Below are 18,198 nucleotides of genomic sequence, written 5' to 3'. Positions count from 1 at the left end.
TCAGCGTATGAACAGCATTCACTTACAGCAAACACTTCCCCAAGTGTTTGCTGACCGTAACTCGGTCATTTCGGATGTATGGCATCAAGACCTCTTTTTCCATAAAGGAAAATCTTACTTGATCGAAGCAGCATCCGGTACCGGAAAATCATCGCTATGCAGCTATATCTATGGCTACCGAAACGACTATCAAGGAATTATCAATTTCGATGAAACCAATATAAAAGCATACTCGGTGAAGCAATGGGTTGAACTCAGGAAGCATTCACTGAGTATGCTATTTCAGGATTTGCGCATTTTCACAGAGCTGACTGCCATCGAAAATATCCGGTTAAAGAATAACCTAACCGGATATAAAACCCGGAAAGAGGTATTGGCATTGTTCGAAGCACTGGGACTTTCGGACAAGTTGAATGTAAAAGCAGGAAAACTATCTTTCGGACAACAACAAAGAGTGGCGTTCATCCGGTCACTTTGTCAACCCTTCGACTTTATTTTCCTGGATGAACCCATCAGCCATCTTGACGATGACAACGCACATATCATGGAAGAGTTAGTGACGGGAGAAGCCAAGAAACAAGGGGCGGGTATCATCGTGACGTCCATCGGAAAGCATATCGAGTTAAAGTATGACAGAATATTAAAATTATGAACAACTTAGTCTGGAAGCTGCTCCGTCAGCATATCAGCATCGGTCAGTTGACCGGTTTCTTTTTTGCCAACCTTTTCGGGATGGTCATTGTGTTGCTCAGCGCACAATTCTACAAAGATGTACTTCCCATCTTTACCGAAGGGGATAGTTTCATGAAGAAAGATTATATTATTGCTACCAAGAAAATCAGTACATTAGGGACTTTCGCAGGTAAGAATAACACCTTCTCCCCCGAAGAAATCGAGGAACTGAAACAACAGTCATTCACCCGAACAGTAGGCGCTTTCACCCCTTCGCAATTTAAAGTATCCGCCGGTCTGGGAATGCAGGAAGCAGGAGTACACCTTTCTACGGAAATGTTTTTCGAAGCCGTTCCTGACGAATTCGTAGACGTCAACCTCGACAAATGGTACTTCGATGAAAATACCCATACCCTCCCCATCATCATTCCACGCAATTATCTGAACCTGTATAACTTTGGTTTTGCCCAAAGCCGAAACCTGCCTAAACTCTCGGAAGGCCTGATGAGTCTGATCCAGATGGACATCCTGATGAAGGGGAATGGACGGGTAGAGCAATACAAGGGGAATATCGTCGGCTTTTCCAACCGGTTGAACACCATTCTGGTTCCACAATCGTTCATGGATTGGGCTAACAAGAACCTCGCACCGGATCGTCAGGCAGATCCTTCACGACTGATTGTTGAAGTAAACAACCCGGCTGACGCCTCTATCGCAAAATATTTTCAGCAGAAAGGTTATGAAACGGAAGACGGGAAACTGGATGCCGGTAAAACGACTTATTTCCTGAGACTGATTGTGGGTATCGTTCTGGCTGTGGGACTATTCATCAGCTTGCTCTCTTTCTATATATTGATGCTCAGCATTTTCTTGTTACTGCAAAAAAACACCACCAAGCTGGAAAGCCTGCTTCTGATAGGATACAGCCCTTCGAAAGTGGCACTCCCCTATCAGACCCTGACAGTAGGACTTAATATTGTAGTGATGTTATTATCCATAGGAATTGTTTCGTGGACACGTGCATCTTATCTCGAAACACTAAACTCACTTTTCCCACAGATACCCTCCGGATCACTTTGGCCCACATTCACTATCGGCATATTGCTGTTCTTACTGGTATCATTCATCAATATCATTGTTTTGAAAAAGAAGATGTTATCTATATGGATGCACAACGCATAAGAGAGATTAGGACATAAAAAAAGGAGCAACGCCTTGCTCCAACCTTTGTTAACCTTAAATCTAATACTATGAAAAACACATTGCAAAGATACGCACTCTTTGGTTATCTGCAAATAATACAAGAAAAAAAGCATGTTTTATAACACCATTTAAGAGTTTAACATCTGCTTTTCACTTCCTTTTTCATATCTTTGTCCAATCATTAATAAAGTTATGACCATGCCGGACTATGATCTGATTGCCATACTTGGCCCCACCGCTTCAGGTAAAACCCCTTTTGCTGCCGCATTAGCTGCAGACTTAGATACTGAAATCATCAGTGCCGATTCACGCCAGATTTACCGGGGAATGGACCTCGGAACAGGCAAAGATCTGGAAGATTACACCATCAACGGGCAGCAAATTCCCTATCACTTGATCGATATTGCCGACCCGGGTTATAAATACAATGTTTTTGAGTATCAACGTGATTTCCTGACAGCTTACGAGACTATTAAACAAAAAGGGCGCCTTCCCGTTCTATGTGGAGGTACGGGACTGTATCTGGAATCGGTACTGAAAGGATATCGCCTGATTCCCGTCCCCGAAAATCAAGAATTGCGCACACGTCTGGCGGAAAAATCATTGGAAGAACTGACCGGCATATTAAGCCAGTATAAGACACTTCATAACTCGACAGATGTAGATACCGTTAAACGGGCAATCCGCGCCATCGAAATTGAAGAATATTACGCAAAGACGCCGATAGAAGAAAGAGAGTTTCCACAACTGAACAGCCTGATTATCGGAGTGGACATCGACCGGGAGTTACGACGGGAAAAAATCACCCGCCGGCTGAAGCAAAGGCTGGATGACGGCATGATAGAAGAGGTACGCCGCTTATTGGCACAAGGAATCCATCCGGATGATCTGATTTATTATGGGTTGGAATACAAATACCTGACTCTGCATGTTATTGGGAAAATGACGTATAAGGAAATGTTCACGGGCTTGGAAACTGCCATTCATCAGTTTGCCAAACGGCAAATGACCTGGTTTAGGGGAATGGAGCGAAGGGGCTTTACCATTCATTGGGTAAATGCTTCACTTCCGATGGAGGAAAAGATTAACTTTGTAAAGCAGAAACTCAAAGAGTTTTAGTAACTTTGGCGAAGTTCTTAACAGCCTTTGCTTTGTTCATCAACTCGTCCCGCATATGCGGGACGAGCTAAAGGACGAGGGAAAAGCTAATAAATAACCAATGTCAGACGGTTAAAGTACGGTAAGTCCGTTGTTAATAAACGAATGATCTACCGCTTAAGCAAGAAACCGGTTCGCTGACAGAGAGATTGAATTAGAAGTACGAAATAATAAATGTAAAATCCATGAGCGTAGAACCTGGGAAATGGGGTGTAATCTACAATCCCAAAGCAGGCACACGAAAAGTGCAGAAACGATGGAAAGAAATTAAAGAGTACATGGACTCTAAAGGAGTGTCATACGACTATGTGCAGTCCGAAGGTTTCGGTTCAGTAGAACGACTTGCCGGAATTTTGGCCAACAATGGTTACCGAACCATCGTAGTTGTGGGGGGAGACGGTGCACTGAATGACGCCATCAACGGCATTATGAGCTCGAATGCAGAAAAAAAAGACGAAATAGCCATTGGTATCATCCCTAACGGAATTGGAAACGACTTTGCCAGATATTGGGAACTGAACCTGGAATATAAGCAGGCAGTGGACTGGATCATTAACAACCGCCGAAAGAAAATAGATGTAGGTTACTGCAATTTTTACGATGGCGAGAAGCATCGGCGACGTTATTTCCTGAATGCCGTTAACATAGGGTTAGGGGCACGTATCGTAAAAATCACCGATCAAACCAAACGTTTCTGGGGCGTAAAGTTCCTCTCCTACCTGGCAGCTCTTTTCCTGTTGATATTCGAACGTAAGCTATATCGCTCACATCTCAAGATTAACGACGAACATATACGCGGCCGGATCATGACAGTCTGTGTAGGAAGCGCTACCGGATACGGACAAACTCCAAGCGCTGTTCCTTATAATGGCTGGTTAGATGTATCAGTCATCTACCGTCCTGAGTTCCTGCAAATAATATCCGGACTTTGGATGCTTATCCAGGGACGTATCCTGAATCATAAAGTCGTGAAGTCTTATCGCACCCGGAAAGTAAAGGTATTGCGTGCACAAAATGCCGCAGTCGACCTTGACGGACGTCTCCTGCCACGTCATTTTCCCATCGAAATAGGAATTATTCCGGAAGCAACTACATTGATTATACCCAATTGATAAAATATAAATGTTATGATAGAACAACTGAAAAACAATAAGACGGGAAACTTCTTCCTATTGGCCGGACCATGCGTTATCGAAGGTGAAGAGATGGCCATGCGAATTGCCGAAAGAATAGTAAACATCACCGATAAACTGGGAATTCCTTATGTATTCAAAGGTTCATATCGCAAAGCTAACCGCTCACGCATGGATTCATTCATGGGAATTGGTGATGAAAAGGCATTAAAGGTTCTCGAAAAAGTGCACAAAACCTTCGGAATACCTACCGTAACAGATATTCACGCTGCCGACGAAGCGGCCATGGCGGCCAGTTATGTAGATATTCTGCAAATCCCGGCCTTCTTGTGCCGACAGACGGACTTGCTGGTGGCGGCAGCTAAAACCGGAAAAACGATTAATATCAAAAAAGGACAGTTTCTCTCCCCACTCGCCATGCAATTTGCAGCCGACAAAGTGATAGAAGCCGGAAACAAGAACGTGATGCTGACTGAACGTGGAACAACATTTGGTTATCAGGACTTGGTGATTGATTACAGGGGTATACCGGAAATGCAATCTTTTGGTTATCCGGTCATTCTGGATGTAACCCACTCATTGCAACAACCTAATCAGACAAATGGAGTAACGGGAGGAATGCCGCAATTGATTGAGACGGTGGCCAAAGCCGGTATCGCTGTCGGTGTCGACGGACTTTTCATTGAAACGCACGAAAATCCCACAGTAGCCAAAAGTGACGGTGCCAATATGCTGAAGCTTGACCTATTGGAAGGATTATTGACTAAACTGGTGAAAATTAGAGAAGCGATTATGTGATTTACTTCCCGGCAATGCGACTGATAGAAAAAACAGAAACAAGATTATTCACCACAGAACGCACTGAAAGCACAGAATCTTGTATATAAAAACATCAAAAACGAGAGTGTGATCAGTGTATGCTGCGGTAGATAGAATTCAAAAACAGTATAGCAATGAAACATTTATTCCGTGGTTTACTTTTCGTTGCAGTCATCCTGTGCTGCAACTTCCAGCAGGCCTTTGCACAGCAAATGCCGCCCATCCCTATTGACAAGAATGTACGTATCGGAAAGTTAGACAATGGTCTGACTTACTATATCCGTAAGAACAATCTGCCCGCCAACCGTGCCGACTTCTACATTGCCCAGAAAGTGGGCTCTATCCAAGAAGAAGAAAACCAACGTGGATTGGCACACTTTCTGGAACATATGTGTTTCAATGGGACCACTCACTTCCCGGGTGATGCGCTGAAACAGTATCTGGAACGTATCGGAGTAAAGTTCGGTGAGAATCTGAATGCATATACTTCCATCGACGAAACGGTTTACAACATCTCCAATGTACCGGTCAACACTCCCGGAGCAGTAGATTCTTGTTTACTGATCCTCCACGACTGGAGCAATGACCTGACCCTCGATCCGAAGGAAATTGATAAAGAACGAGGTGTCATCAATGAGGAATGGCGTACCCGTATGAGTGCCATGATGCGTATGCAAGAGAAACTTCTACCGATGATGTATCCGGGCGATAAATATGCCAACAGTTTCCCCATTGGAACCATGGACGTAGTGATGAACTTCAAGCCACAAACACTGAGAGACTACTATGAAAAGTGGTACCGTCCGGACCTACAGGGAATCGTCATTGTCGGTGATATCGACGTAGATGCCGTAGAAGCCAAGATCAAAACAATGTTCGCCGATATTCCGGCACAGCCGAATGCCGCCGAACGCATCTATTATCCGGTTGCCGATAATAAAGAACCGATCATCTGTATCCTGAAAGATAAGGAACAACCTCATGTACAGGTTCTTCTTTTCAATAAGCACGAAGCAATTCCTGACAATCAGAAAGGCAATGTGGACTACCTGATACAGCAGTATGCCAAGGATCTGATCAGCAGTATGCTGAACGCACGTTTAAATGAATTGGCACAAACGGCTAACCCGCCTTATATCTATGCCGGAACGCAAGACGGCAACTTTTTCGTATCCAAAACCAAGGATGCCTTTCTCGGAGTTGTGGTCTGCAAAGAAGACAGCATAGATAATGGTATCGCCACCCTGCTGCGCGAAATAGAACGTGCCCGCCAGTTCGGCTTTACCGAAACGGAATACAACCGTGCCCGTGCAGAATACTTACGCCAATTGGAGTCGGCTTACAACGAACGGGATAAACAGAAAAATAATAAATATGTGGACGAATATGTCCGTCACTTCCTTGATAACGAACCAATACCGGGTATTGAAAACGAATATACTTTTATCAATCAGATAGCTCCAAATATTCCGGTGGCAGCAATTAACCAATTGATGAAAGGTCTTATTACGGACAATAATCAGGTAGTAGCTCTTTTCGCTCCTGAAAAAGAAGGTCTGAAACTGCCTTCCGAAGCGACCATAAACAAACTGCTGAAAGATGCAAAAGCGGAGAAACTGACTGCTTATGTAGACAAGGTATCAGACGAACCTTTGATGGCCGAAGCTCCGAAAGGGGGGAAAATTGTTTCCGAAACGAAAGATGATATCTTTGGAACAACTACTCTGACTCTATCTAACGGGGTAAAGGTAATTATAAAAAAGACCGATTTCAAAGCAGACGAAATCCGTATGAAAGGTGTCAGTCTGGGAGGCAGTTCTTTATTCCCCGATTCGGAAATCATTAATATAAGTGGTCTGGATGCTGTCGGCGCCGGTGGCTTAGGTAACTTCAGTGCGGTAGATCTTGAGAAAGTGCTTGCCGGAAAGAAAGCATCGGTCAATTACAATATCTCACTCACGACCGAAAACGTTTCAGGAAGTTGCTCTCCCAAAGATTTTGAAACGATGATGCAACTCACTTACCTCACATTCACCGCCCCGCGCAGAGACAACGATGCATTTGCATCTTATAAAAGTCGTAGTAAAGCCACGTTAAAAAATCAGGAACTGAACCCGAATGTGGCATTCAACGACTCCATTCAGGCCGGTGTTTATATGAATCATCCGAGAGCCAGACGCATAAAAGCCGATATGGTGGATCAGATGGATTACAATAAGATTCTGTCTATGTATCAGGATCGTTTTAAAGATGCAAGCGACTTCACATTCATCTTTGTCGGTAACGTAGACGTAGAAAAGATGAAACCGGTCATTGCGGAATACCTGGGTGCACTCCCTGCCATCAATCGTCAGGAGACTTTTAAAGATAACAAAATAGAAGTGCGTCAGGGTGTTTACAAGAACGAATTCACCAAGAAACAGGAAACGCCCAAAGCTTCGGTATTCGTGTTTTATAGCGGAGACTGCAAATATGATCTGAGAAACAACCTTCTGCTCGGCATGACAAGCCAGATACTTGATCTGGTTTACACAGAAAAAGTACGTGAAGACGAGGGAGGTACCTATGGAGTATACGTAGGTGGAAGGTTACAAAAATATCCCAAAGAAAAAATATTTTTGCAGATTATCTTCGATACAGCCCCCGACAAGAAAGAGAAATTGATGAAAATCATCTTTGACGAGATAACCGACATAGCGAAAACCGGTCCGTCAGAAACCAACTTGAATAAGGTGAAAGAGTACATGCTGAAAAAGCATACCGAGGACCTGAAAGAGAATAGCTACTGGTTGGGAAGTATCGACGAATACCTGTATACCGGCGTTAACCGTGTGAATGACTACGAAAAGATAGTCAACAGCATTACGGTAAATGATATTCGGAAATTCGCAGACGACCTGTTCAAACAAAAGAACGAGGTGGAAGTGACAATGGTCAGTGCGGAAAATAAATAATCAATCCTAAAAGCAAAGAGCATCAAAAAATCTTTTCCACCACAGATTTCACAGATTAGAATCACAGTCATTCAAAATCCGAGAATGAAACTCAGACAATGAAAACCGGTGTAATCTGTGGTGGTTTTGCTCTCCCCCCCTCCCTTAAACTATAACAAACTATGCTATTCAACGAATTGCGTCGACACGGCAAACTTGCTGCCAAACGGCATCCGATGTACGAAAAGAATAAAATCGGCAAATACATCATGTATGCCTCCTTTATTTTCTGGGGTGCTTACTTTATATTTATTGGCATCGGTCTGGCAAAAGCCATCAGCACAGAAGTTCCCAATATGGAAGCCTATCATATTTTGAACAGTGGACTGATATTTGCGCTTGCCCTGGACTTTGTAATACGTTTCCCCTTCCAAAAAACTCCTACACAAGAAGTAAAACCTTACCTGCTACTTCCGGTAAAACGAAGCCGTATACTCGACTTTCTGCTTCTCCGCCACGGGCTCAGCTCTTTCAATCTTATCTGGCTGTTCCTGTTCGTGCCGTTCGCAGCACTCACAGTCTTTCCTTTTTATGGAATATCAGGAGTTCTCACTTACAGCATCGGCATTTGGTTACTGATGGTTTTCAACGGATATTGGTATCTGCTTTGCCGTACGCTGATTAACGAACATATTTGGTGGGTGTTACTTCCCATCGTTGTCTACAGTGGAATTGCCATCGCTATTTTTATTCCCAAAACGGAATTTATAAGTGACTTTTTCATGAACTTGGGAGAAGGTTATATCGAAGGAAATCTACTTGCTTACCTGGGTACATTGGCAGCCACTGTTCTGATATGGTGTATCAACCGTAAAGTGATGACCGGTTTAATATACAACGAAATCAATAAAGTAGAAGACACAAAAGTAAAAACCGTATCCGAATACCGTTTCCTGGAACGTTACGGAGAGGTGGGCGAATACATGCGCCTGGAGTTGAAAATGCTCCTACGAAACAAACGCTGTAAGGCCTCACTCCGATCGGTAGCAATGCTCGTAATCATCTTCTCCATCATACTGAGTTTCAGCAGTACGTATGACCACATGAAGAGTTTTGTCCTGGTATACTCTTTCCTTGGATTCGGTATGGTGATTCTGATACAACTTATGGGATTTGAAGGAAACTATATCGACGGACTGATGACTCGCAAAGAATCTATCAAAAGCCTGTTGACAGCCAAATATTATATCTATAGCTTGGCGGAAATCATTCCGCTGATCCTGCTGATACCGGCTTTTGTGATGGGAAAAGCCAGCCTGCTGGGTGCTGTCGCACTAATCTTTCTGACAACAGGTCCCGTCTATTGCATCTTGTTCCAACTGGCGGTATACAACCATAAAACCGTACCACTCAATGAAAGCATCACAGGCAAACAAAGCACGAATAGCGGAATGCAGATGCTAATCAGTCTTGGAGTTTTCATCGTACCAACCACACTCTATGGTACGCTCCCCATGCTGCTGGGACAAACATGGGCCTACATTGTTATATTAATCATCGGATTAGGCTTCACCCTGACCTCCCCTATGTGGATAAACAATGTATATGTCCGTTTCATGCAACGCCGCTACGAAAATATGGAAGGATTCAGAGATAGTAAATAACGATTCAATATTTATCAAACAAAAAAGAATATGATTACCATACATAACCTCCGAAAAAATTTCGGTACCCAAACAGCTATCGATATCGATAGCTACACAATCAATCAAGGAGAAATGATTGGCCTGGTAGGTAACAATGGAGCCGGAAAAACAACTTTATTCCGTTTAATGCTGGATTTGCTGAAAGCTGACTCCGGAGAGGTCATTATTAATGACATCCATGTGAATCAAAGTGAAGACTGGAAAAGTTTCACCGGTGCATTTATCGATGATGGTTTTCTGATCGGCTACCTGACTCCGGAGGAGTATTTCTATTTCATCGGCAAAATGTATGGACTGAAAAAAGAGGAGGTGGATGAACGTTTGACCGCTTTCGAACGTTTTATGAACGGAGAAGTACTGGGGCAAAAGAAGTTTATCCGTAATTTTTCCGCGGGAAATAAGCAAAAAATAGGAATCATATCGGCCATGTTGCATTATCCCAAATTGATAATTTTGGATGAACCATTCAACTTTCTCGATCCGAGTTCGCAATCCGTAATCAAGCACCTGCTGAAAAAGTATAATGAAGAACATAATGCCACAGTCATCATTTCGAGCCATAATCTGAACCACACGGTAGATGTTTGTCCCCGCATCGCAGTACTTGAACACGGAATTATCATCCGTGACATTGTGAACGAGAATAATTCGGCTGAAAAAGAACTGGAAGATTACTTTAATGTAGAAGAATAAAAACGTATGAAGAGACATCTTTTTAATCTGTTGCTCCTTACTGCTTTGGTTGTCAGCCTGAGTGCTTGCCGTACTTCTGTCCCCAGACTTGATTATAAGGCACTCGCCCGCGCTTCTGTACGCCTGGGTGTGGACATCGGAATGGAAGATAATCACAAACTTTATCTGGAGGCGGCCCAGTGGATAGGTACCCCTTACCGGGGAGGTGGGGAGACGAAACGTGGTACTGACTGCTCGGGAATGACTTGCCAGATTTATAAAAAGGTGTATCACATCAAACTGCAACGAAGTACAGACGGCCAGAAGAAAGAGAGCAGCAAAGTTGCCCGGCGGAATCTTCGGGAAGGTGATCTGGTATTTTTCAGCAGCCGGAAATCGCGCAGAAAAGTGGCCCACGTGGGCATCTATCTCAAGGATGGAAAGTTTGTTCATGCCAGCACCAGCCAAGGGGTAATTGTCAGCAGCCTCAACGAGCCCTATTACCGTACCCATTGGATATCGGGAGGCAGAGTGCGCAAATAAGCTTTATTGAAATAAAAAAATCACTATCTTTGCCGAAAATTCCGCAAATGAAATACACGGTTTATTTATTCGACTTTGACTATACGTTAGCAGACTCTTCACGCGGTATCGTAACCTGCTTCAGAAGCGTGCTCGAGAGACACGGCTACACCGGTGTCACCGATGATACCATTAAACGTACCATTGGGAAAACGCTTGAAGAATCATTCAGCATCCTTACAGGAATTACTGACGCCAGTCAACTGGAAGCATTCAGACAAGAGTATGCCAAAGAGGCAGATGTATATATGAATGCAAACACCATCCTTTTCCCGGATACTCTCCCCACGCTTACGTACCTGAAAAAACAAGGGGCCCGTATCGGAATCATTTCAACCAAATACCGGTTCCGGATACTGAGTTTCCTGAAAAATCACATGCCGGATGATTGGTTTGACATTATTATCGGAGGTGAAGATGTGACACATCATAAACCCGATCCTGAAGGTTTGTTACTTGCCATTGACCGATTGAAGGCATGCCCCGAAGAAGTATTATACATCGGTGACAGTACAGTGGATGCAGGAACGGCCGCCGCTGCCGGAGTTTCTTTTGCCGGTGTTACCAGCGGTATGACCACTGCCGAAGAGTTTCAGGCTTATCCCTACGACAGAATCATCAGTTCCCTTGGTCAGCTAATTTCCGTTCCGGACGACAAAGCCGACTGTTCGCTCTGAGCAATCAACCGGATGTTATCCATTCGCCGAATAACGGTGCAAAAAGAAAGCAAACATCTGTTTTTTATAACAGAGTCCTTGTCCGTTTCCAATGCTCGGAGAGAAGAAAAAAGCCCAACGGAGGCTTAAGGGGCCGGAGAGCCGGGCTTCCGAGGTTGAAAAGCCGGGCTTTTTGCGAAAAGAAGCAGGCATTTTAGCAGAAAGAAGTAAGCATTTACCCGGAAAGAAGTAAGCATTTACCAAAAATGTCCTTGTGTTTTGAAAATATCTCCTATTGTTTTCTCCAATATCTCCTATTGTTATTCAAAATCCGGCTTGAAAGGAAAACTCCATCTTCCGGTTGGCACCCGCAGGCAGAGCTTTCTGGAATGACAGAATAACCGGGATACGATCCCATCCGCAACACTTTCACCGCCATCAAGACATCTTTTCTTTCCTCATGCATACAATCAATCAAAAATCCAAAGAAATATGTCATCAGAAAAATCCTGTAGAACGCGTTTTTTCATTCGGGCAAGCGTCCCCGTCCGAAATAAACGATTCTGAGGAGTTCCGATTATCAAAGTGACAGAATGAATAAAGTCATATTCCATTTAGTAATCAACCTTCTAACTGCCCTTGCCTGAAAGAAGAAAAAGAGTAAAATAACATACTGCACAACAAAAAAGAAAAAGAAAAACTTGTCCGAAACAAATAAAAGCAGTAATTTTGTGCCCTGATTATTCCGCACCGGGTTTGAGCAAGTGTTTTTTAAGTGATTAAAGACCACCCGACGGAGCTAACTTACATTTATTTATATAAGATGTACGCAATTGTAGAAATCAACGGTCAGCAATTTAAAGCTGAAGCTGGCCAGAAATTGTTCGTTCACCACATTCAGAATGCAGAGAATGGTGCAACTGTAGAATTTGACAAAGTTCTTTTGGTAGACAAAGACGGAAACGTTACTGTAGGTGCTCCTACTGTAGACGGTGCAAAAGTAGTCTGCCAGATTGTTTCAAGCCTGGTTAAAGGTGACAAAGTACTTGTTTTCCACAAGAAAAGAAGAAAAGGTCACAGAAAGTTGAACGGTCACCGTCAGCAGTTCACAGAGTTAACAATTACAGAAGTAGTAGCTTAATCAATTTTTAAAAGTAAGAAGAAATGGCACATAAGAAAGGTGTCGGTAGTTCTAAGAACGGCCGCGAATCACAGAGCAAAAGATTAGGCGTTAAGATATTTGGTGGCGAAGCTTGCAAAGCAGGTAACATCATCGTTCGTCAAAGAGGTACTGAATTCCACCCGGGTGAAAACATCGGTATGGGTAAGGACCACACTCTTTTCGCTTTAGTAGACGGAACTGTAAGTTTCAAAGTAGGTAGAGAAGACAGAAGATATGTTTCTATCATCCCTGCTGAAGCAACAGAAGCATAAATTTCCGGAGTTTAAAGGAAATTGTAAGAAATTGAAGAAAGAGATGCAATCGGTTGATTGCGTCTCTTTTCTTTTTTATACAAGACGTATCCTCTTATCTTATTTTTATATATCTTTGTAAACTCAAAGAAGAAAGTTCATAAATAAAGTATAGATATGCTTACCATTAAACAAATTACAGAAAACACAGATGCGGTAATCCGCGGTCTGGAAAAGAAACACTTCAAAGGGGCCAAAGAAACAATTGCCCAAGTGATTGAAGTGAATGACAAAAGACGTAATACACAAAACCAATTAGATAAAAACCTGGCAGAGGTAAATTCGCTCTCGAAAACCATCGGCCAGCTAATGAAAGAAGGAAAAAAGGAAGAAGCCGAAGCTGCGAAAACCCGTGTAGCCGAAATAAAGGAGACCAACAAAACACTACAGGCTGACATGGATCAGGCGGCCAACGACATGCTGAATCTGCTGTATACTATTCCCAATATTCCTTATGACAGCGTACCCGAGGGTGTTGGCGCCGAGGATAATGTTGTAGAAAAAATGGGAGGCATGGAAACTCAACTCCCAACAGATGCACTTCCTCACTGGGAGCTGGCTAAGAAATACGACCTGATCGATTTCGACCTGGGTGTAAAAATCACCGGTGCAGGTTTTCCGGTATACAAAGGTAAAGGTGCTCAATTGCAGCGTGCACTGATTAACTTTTTCCTGGATGAAGCACGTAAATCGGGATATACTGAAATCATGCCCCCAACGGTTGTCAATGCAGCTTCCGGTTACGGAACGGGACAACTTCCGGACAAAGAAGGACAAATGTACCACTGCGAAGTAGACGATCTTTATTTGATCCCGACAGCCGAAGTTCCGGTAACCAACATCTACCGTGACGTGATTCTGGATGAAAAACAACTTCCTATTAAAAACTGTGCTTACACACAGTGCTTCCGCCGTGAAGCCGGTTCCTACGGTAAAGATGTACGCGGCCTGAACCGTCTCCACGAATTTTCTAAAGTAGAATTGGTACGTATAGATAAGCCTGAGCACTCCCGCCAGTCACATCAGGAAATGCTGGATCACGTTGAAGGTTTGCTCCAGAAGTTAGAACTTCCTTACCGCATTCTCCGTCTTTGTGGCGGTGATATGAGTTTTACCGCCGCTCTCTGCTTTGATTTCGAAGTATACTCCGAAGCACAGAAACGCTGGCTGGAAGTCAGCTCCGTATCCAACTTCGATACTTACCAGGCTAACCGGTTGAAATGCCGTTATCGCAGCGGAGAAAAAAAGACCGAGCTTTGCCATACACTGAACGGATCAGCGCTGGCGTTACCCCGTATCGTAGCAGCCCTGCTGGAAAATCATCAGACCCCGGAGGGCATTCGGATCCCGAAAGCATTGGTTCCTTACTGCGGATTTGACATTATCGATTAAAAACAAAACAAGATAAAAGAGCAACTCCGATACAGGGGTTGCTCTTTTTTTACCTTAAAACACATTTTTACTAACCTCAAAACTCCTATTTTATGAGCTCTACTCAAAAAAACTTTGCTCTGCCGTTAGCATTTATCGGCATCATGTTCTTTGCCATCGGATTCGCATTAGGAATTAACTCCGTTCTGATTCCGGTTTTACAAGGTTCTTTAGGCATCACTTCCGCTGAATCTTATCTTATTATCGCAGCTACTTTCGTACCTTTTCTTATTTTTGGTTATCCGGCTTCGATGACTATCAAAGCTATCGGGTACAAACGTACCATGGCACTCTCATTCGCCATGTTTGCCATTGCTTTTGGTTTGTACATTCCATCTGCCAGTCAGGAAAGTTTCGCACTTTTCCTGGTAGCATCTTTCGTTAGCGGTACGGCAAATGCATTTTTACAAGCATCTGTCAATCCGTATATCACTATCCTCGGTCCATTGGACAGTGCCGCCAAACGTATCAGCATCATGGGCATCTGCAACAAGTTAGCATGGCCGATTCCTCCATTGTTCCTGGCCTTCCTGATCGGTAAGGAAGTCAGCGACATTACCGTATCAGACTTATTTACTCCGTTTTATGTAATCATCGCCGCCTTCATCTTATTAGGAATCATCTCGCTGATGGCTCCACTGCCGGAAGTAAAAGCAGCCGGCGAAGACGACAGCGAAGGTGGTGCAGAGGCTTGTCCGTATGCAGCCGGCAAAACGTCTGTATGGCAATTCCCGCATCTGCTGTTGGGATGTCTTGCACTCTTCCTCTACGTAGGTGTAGAAACGGTTTCATTGGGTACTCTTGTTGACTACGCCAACAGCCTGCATCTGGAAAACGCAGCAGCTTATGCCTGGATTGCTCCAATCGGAATTGTAATCGGATATATCTGCGGCATCATTTTCATACCTAAATACCTCAATCAGGCTACAGCATTGAAAATCTGTTCCATTCTTGCCATTGCAGGTTCTATCCTGGTAGTATTGACTCCGGCTGATATCTCGATTTACTTCATAGCATTCATAGCATTGGGATGTTCACTGATGTGGCCTGCACTTTGGCCGCTCGCCATGGCAGACTTAGGCAAATTCACCAAGGCCGGTTCTTCTTTGTTGATAATGGCTATGGCCGGCGGTGCTGTCATTCCTACCCTGTTCGGATATATCAAAGACATAGCAGGAGCACAAAATGCTTACTGGATCTGCCTCCCCTGCTTCCTCTTTATCCTCTATTATGGAATGGCGGGGTATAAAATCAGAACAAAATAAACAAATATACTCACCTTGAGGACAAAGCCATCCCTTCAAAAGGATGGCTTTTCTTTTGTTATTTACAAATTAGCAGTATCTTTGCACACTAAGAACATTCTGATAGCAATTACGTAATAAATCCAACAAATTAATTAGATAATGAACAAAATCATTAGCAAAGAACATTTCTCGGAGAAAGTATTCAAACTTGTAATTGAAGCTCCGTTGATAGCAAAATCACGCAAGGCTGGTCATTTCGTGATTGTGCGTGTCGGTGAAAAGGGAGAACGTATGCCACTGACCATTGCAGCCGCCGACCCGGAGGCAGGAACCATCACACTGGTTGTTCAGGAGGTAGGACTCTCTTCTACCCGCCTTTGCGAACTAAACGAAGGAGACTATATCACTGACGTAGTGGGCCCGCTGGGACAGGCTACGCACATTGAAAACTTCGGAACCGTTGTATGTGCCGGAGGAGGTGTGGGAGTTGCTCCGATGCTACCGATCGTACAAGCGCTTAAAGCAGCCGGCAACCGTGTGATCACTGTATTGGCCGGACGCAGCAAAGAACTGATTATTCTTGAAAAAGAAATGCGCGAAAGTTCGGATGAAGTGATCATAATGACCGATGACGGATCATATGGCCGCAAAGGTCTGGTTACAGAAGGAGTAGAGGAAGTGATCAAGCGGGAGAAAGTGGACAAATGTTTTGCTATCGGCCCGGCTATCATGATGAAATTTGTTTGTTTGCTGACGAAAAAATACGAAATTCCGACCGAAGTATCGTTGAACACAATTATGGTGGACGGTACCGGAATGTGTGGTGCTTGCCGAATCACCATCGGAGGAAAAACCAAATTCGTATGTGTAGACGGTCCGGAGTTTGACGGTCATCAGGTGGATTTCGACGAAATGTTGAAACGCATGGGCGCTTTTAAAGCCATTGAACGTGAAGAACTGCACAAGCTCGACGAATGTGAAGCAACTAAAACCATAGACGAAAACGGACGTACCGCTCCTTGGCGCGAAGAACTCCGTAAAGCAATAAAAGCAAAAGACCGTGCAAACATCGAACGCTGCAAAATGAATGAACTCGATCCGGAGTATCGTTCACACAGCCGCAAAGAAGAAGTTAACCAGGGATTAACTAAAGAACAGGCAGTCACAGAAGCACAACGTTGTCTGGATTGTGCCAATCCAGGTTGTATGACCGGTTGTCCGGTAGGTATCGATATTCCCCGTTTCATCAAGAACATCGAACGTGGAGAAATTCTTGAAGCGGCTAAGACACTGAAAGAAACCAGTGCCCTGCCTGCCGTATGTGGCCGTGTATGTCCACAAGAAAAACAATGTGAGTCAAAGTGCATCCATTTGAAAATGGGTAAAGAAGCTGTAGCCATCGGTCATCTCGAACGGTTTGCCGCCGACTACGAACGCGAAAGCGGACAAATCTCTGTTCCGGAAATTGGTGAGAAGAACGGTATCAAAGTAGCTGTCATCGGTTCAGGTCCTGCCGGACTGTCATTTGCCGGGGATATGGCCAAATACGGATATGATGTAACTGTATTCGAAGCGCTGCACGAAATCGGCGGTGTACTTAAATACGGTATTCCTGAATTCCGTCTGCCCAACAAGATTGTAGACGTTGAAATAGAGAATCTTGCCAAAATGGGGGTTACTTTCATCAAGGATTGCATCGTAGGAAAAACAATCGGTGTGGAACAATTGGAGGAAGAAGGCTTCAAAGGCATTTTTGTAGCTTCCGGTGCCGGACTCCCTAACTTCATGAATATACCGGGAGAAAATTCTATCAATATTATGTCTTCCAACGAATATCTGACTCGCGTAAACCTGATGGATGCGGCCAGTCCCGATTCCGATACTCCGGTAGCTTTCGGTAAAAACGTTGCTGTAATTGGGGGTGGCAACACCGCTATGGACTCTGTCCGTACAGCCAAACGCCTGGGAGCAGAACGTGCCATGATTATCTACCGTCGTTCGGAAGAAGAAATGCCGGCACGTCTGGAAGAGGTGAAGCATGCTAAAGAAGAAGGGATAGAATTCCTGACCCTGCACAACCCGATCGAATATCTGGCTGATGAGCAAGGACGTGTGAAACAAGTGGTTTTACAGAAAATGGAACTGGGTGAACCGGATGCTTCAGGGCGACGCAGTCCGGTGCCCATTCAAGGAGCGACAGAAACCATCGACATCGATCTTGCCATTGTCAGCGTAGGCGTGTCACCCAATCCCATTGTTCCCAGCTCTATCAAAGGTCTGGAATTGGGACGTAAAGGTACGATTACCGTTAATGACCAGATGCAATCGTCTATCCCTACCATTTATGCAGGAGGAGACATTGTACGCGGAGGGGCTACCGTAATCCTTGCCATGGGAGACGGACGCCGTGCTGCAGCAGCGATGAACGAACAGTTAAGCTCTAAATAAAGAATCGGAAATCTGCGTTGGTAAGTAATCTACGGTTCGTGATCTCACAACCAATTGCTTACCGA

Annotated in this window: 15 protein-coding genes; all 15 read left to right on the top strand. The window is 44.1% G+C overall.

Going from position 1 to position 18,198, the window contains the following annotated elements; all coding sequences use genetic code 11:
• Window positions 1–7: 7 nt before the first annotated feature.
• The 15 genes from R3O62_RS09480 (at window position 8) to R3O62_RS09410 (ending at window position 18,133) form a co-directional block, all read left to right on the top strand.
• Window positions 8–652 (top strand): ATP-binding cassette domain-containing protein, encoded by a 645-nt coding sequence (locus R3O62_RS09480; protein ID WP_032535681.1) that lies wholly within the window; start codon window positions 8–10, stop codon window positions 650–652.
• Window positions 649–1,854, top strand: a complete 1,206-nt coding sequence (locus tag R3O62_RS09475; RefSeq protein ID WP_005810035.1) for a hypothetical protein — start codon at window positions 649–651, stop codon at window positions 1,852–1,854. The genes R3O62_RS09480 and R3O62_RS09475 overlap by 4 nt, the downstream gene beginning before the upstream one ends.
• A gap of 219 nt (window positions 1,855–2,073) precedes the next feature.
• Complete coding sequence (miaA, locus tag R3O62_RS09470; protein WP_005775759.1) at window positions 2,074–2,994, top strand: tRNA (adenosine(37)-N6)-dimethylallyltransferase MiaA; 921 nt, start codon at window positions 2,074–2,076, stop codon at window positions 2,992–2,994.
• A 224-nt stretch (window positions 2,995–3,218) separates the two neighbouring features.
• Window positions 3,219–4,145 carry a diacylglycerol/lipid kinase family protein gene (locus R3O62_RS09465; RefSeq protein ID WP_005810037.1) on the top strand — a complete coding sequence of 309 codons (927 nt, stop codon included), beginning with the start codon at window positions 3,219–3,221 and terminating at the stop codon, window positions 4,143–4,145.
• Window positions 4,146–4,160: 15 nt separating this feature from the next.
• A complete protein-coding gene (gene kdsA, locus R3O62_RS09460; RefSeq protein ID WP_005775756.1) occupies window positions 4,161–4,964 on the top strand; it encodes a 3-deoxy-8-phosphooctulonate synthase in 804 nt (267 codons plus the stop codon).
• A gap of 155 nt (window positions 4,965–5,119) precedes the next feature.
• Window positions 5,120–7,939: a M16 family metallopeptidase gene (locus R3O62_RS09455; RefSeq protein ID WP_005810040.1), complete on the top strand. Its 2,820-nt coding sequence runs from the start codon at window positions 5,120–5,122 to the stop codon at window positions 7,937–7,939.
• Window positions 7,940–8,100: 161 nt separating this feature from the next.
• The gene (locus tag R3O62_RS09450) at window positions 8,101–9,582 is read left to right on the top strand and encodes a DUF5687 family protein (RefSeq protein WP_005818637.1); all 1,482 of its coding nucleotides are present in this window, start codon (window positions 8,101–8,103) and stop codon (window positions 9,580–9,582) included.
• 30 nt (window positions 9,583–9,612) lie between these two features.
• Complete coding sequence (locus tag R3O62_RS09445; RefSeq protein WP_005818635.1) at window positions 9,613–10,317, top strand: ABC transporter ATP-binding protein; 705 nt, start codon at window positions 9,613–9,615, stop codon at window positions 10,315–10,317.
• A 6-nt stretch (window positions 10,318–10,323) separates the two neighbouring features.
• Window positions 10,324–10,839, top strand: coding sequence for a C40 family peptidase (locus R3O62_RS09440; protein ID WP_005810046.1), 516 nt, complete (start codon window positions 10,324–10,326; stop codon window positions 10,837–10,839).
• 47 nt (window positions 10,840–10,886) lie between these two features.
• Window positions 10,887–11,555, top strand: a complete 669-nt coding sequence (locus tag R3O62_RS09435) for an HAD family hydrolase (RefSeq protein WP_032538142.1) — start codon at window positions 10,887–10,889, stop codon at window positions 11,553–11,555.
• 802 nt (window positions 11,556–12,357) lie between these two features.
• Window positions 12,358–12,675, top strand: a complete 318-nt coding sequence (gene rplU, locus R3O62_RS09430) for a 50S ribosomal protein L21 (protein ID WP_005775748.1) — start codon at window positions 12,358–12,360, stop codon at window positions 12,673–12,675.
• Between the two features lie 23 nt (window positions 12,676–12,698).
• Window positions 12,699–12,968 carry a 50S ribosomal protein L27 gene (gene rpmA, locus R3O62_RS09425; protein ID WP_005775747.1) on the top strand — a complete coding sequence of 90 codons (270 nt, stop codon included), beginning with the start codon at window positions 12,699–12,701 and terminating at the stop codon, window positions 12,966–12,968.
• Window positions 12,969–13,124: 156 nt separating this feature from the next.
• Window positions 13,125–14,399 (top strand): serine--tRNA ligase, encoded by a 1,275-nt coding sequence (gene serS / locus R3O62_RS09420; RefSeq protein WP_005775744.1) that lies wholly within the window; start codon window positions 13,125–13,127, stop codon window positions 14,397–14,399.
• A gap of 92 nt (window positions 14,400–14,491) precedes the next feature.
• A complete protein-coding gene (gene gluP / locus R3O62_RS09415; RefSeq protein WP_005775743.1) occupies window positions 14,492–15,703 on the top strand; it encodes a glucose/galactose MFS transporter in 1,212 nt (403 codons plus the stop codon).
• A 141-nt stretch (window positions 15,704–15,844) separates the two neighbouring features.
• Window positions 15,845–18,133, top strand: coding sequence for a bifunctional dihydroorotate dehydrogenase B NAD binding subunit/NADPH-dependent glutamate synthase (locus R3O62_RS09410; RefSeq protein WP_317472914.1), 2,289 nt, complete (start codon window positions 15,845–15,847; stop codon window positions 18,131–18,133).
• Window positions 18,134–18,198 lie beyond the last annotated feature (65 nt).

Origin of the sequence: Bacteroides hominis (assembly GCF_033042785.2) — a bacterium.
Classification (GTDB): Bacteria; Bacteroidota; Bacteroidia; order Bacteroidales; family Bacteroidaceae; genus Bacteroides; species Bacteroides hominis.
This window is presented reverse-complemented; position numbering and strand designations above follow the sequence as displayed.

Bases quoted from the DNA above. Each gene is read 5' to 3' on its own strand.
- R3O62_RS09440 (WP_005810046.1), top strand. From the start codon at position 10,324: ATGAAGAGACATCTTTTTAATCTGTTGCTCCTTACTGCTTTGGTTGTC.
- R3O62_RS09445 (WP_005818635.1), top strand. From the start codon at position 9,613: ATGATTACCATACATAACCTCCGAAAAAATTTCGGTACCCAAACAGCT.
- rplU (WP_005775748.1), top strand. From the start codon at position 12,358: ATGTACGCAATTGTAGAAATCAACGGTCAGCAATTTAAAGCTGAAGCT.
- R3O62_RS09435 (WP_032538142.1), top strand. From the start codon at position 10,887: ATGAAATACACGGTTTATTTATTCGACTTTGACTATACGTTAGCAGAC.
- miaA (WP_005775759.1), top strand. From the start codon at position 2,074: ATGCCGGACTATGATCTGATTGCCATACTTGGCCCCACCGCTTCAGGT.
- kdsA (WP_005775756.1), top strand. From the start codon at position 4,161: ATGATAGAACAACTGAAAAACAATAAGACGGGAAACTTCTTCCTATTG.
- R3O62_RS09410 (WP_317472914.1), top strand. From the start codon at position 15,845: ATGAACAAAATCATTAGCAAAGAACATTTCTCGGAGAAAGTATTCAAA.
- R3O62_RS09465 (WP_005810037.1), top strand. From the start codon at position 3,219: ATGAGCGTAGAACCTGGGAAATGGGGTGTAATCTACAATCCCAAAGCA.
- serS (WP_005775744.1), top strand. From the start codon at position 13,125: ATGCTTACCATTAAACAAATTACAGAAAACACAGATGCGGTAATCCGC.
- R3O62_RS09455 (WP_005810040.1), top strand. From the start codon at position 5,120: ATGAAACATTTATTCCGTGGTTTACTTTTCGTTGCAGTCATCCTGTGC.
- R3O62_RS09450 (WP_005818637.1), top strand. From the start codon at position 8,101: ATGCTATTCAACGAATTGCGTCGACACGGCAAACTTGCTGCCAAACGG.
- rpmA (WP_005775747.1), top strand. From the start codon at position 12,699: ATGGCACATAAGAAAGGTGTCGGTAGTTCTAAGAACGGCCGCGAATCA.
- R3O62_RS09475 (WP_005810035.1), top strand. From the start codon at position 649: ATGAACAACTTAGTCTGGAAGCTGCTCCGTCAGCATATCAGCATCGGT.
- gluP (WP_005775743.1), top strand. From the start codon at position 14,492: ATGAGCTCTACTCAAAAAAACTTTGCTCTGCCGTTAGCATTTATCGGC.
- R3O62_RS09480 (WP_032535681.1), top strand. From the start codon at position 8: ATGAACAGCATTCACTTACAGCAAACACTTCCCCAAGTGTTTGCTGAC.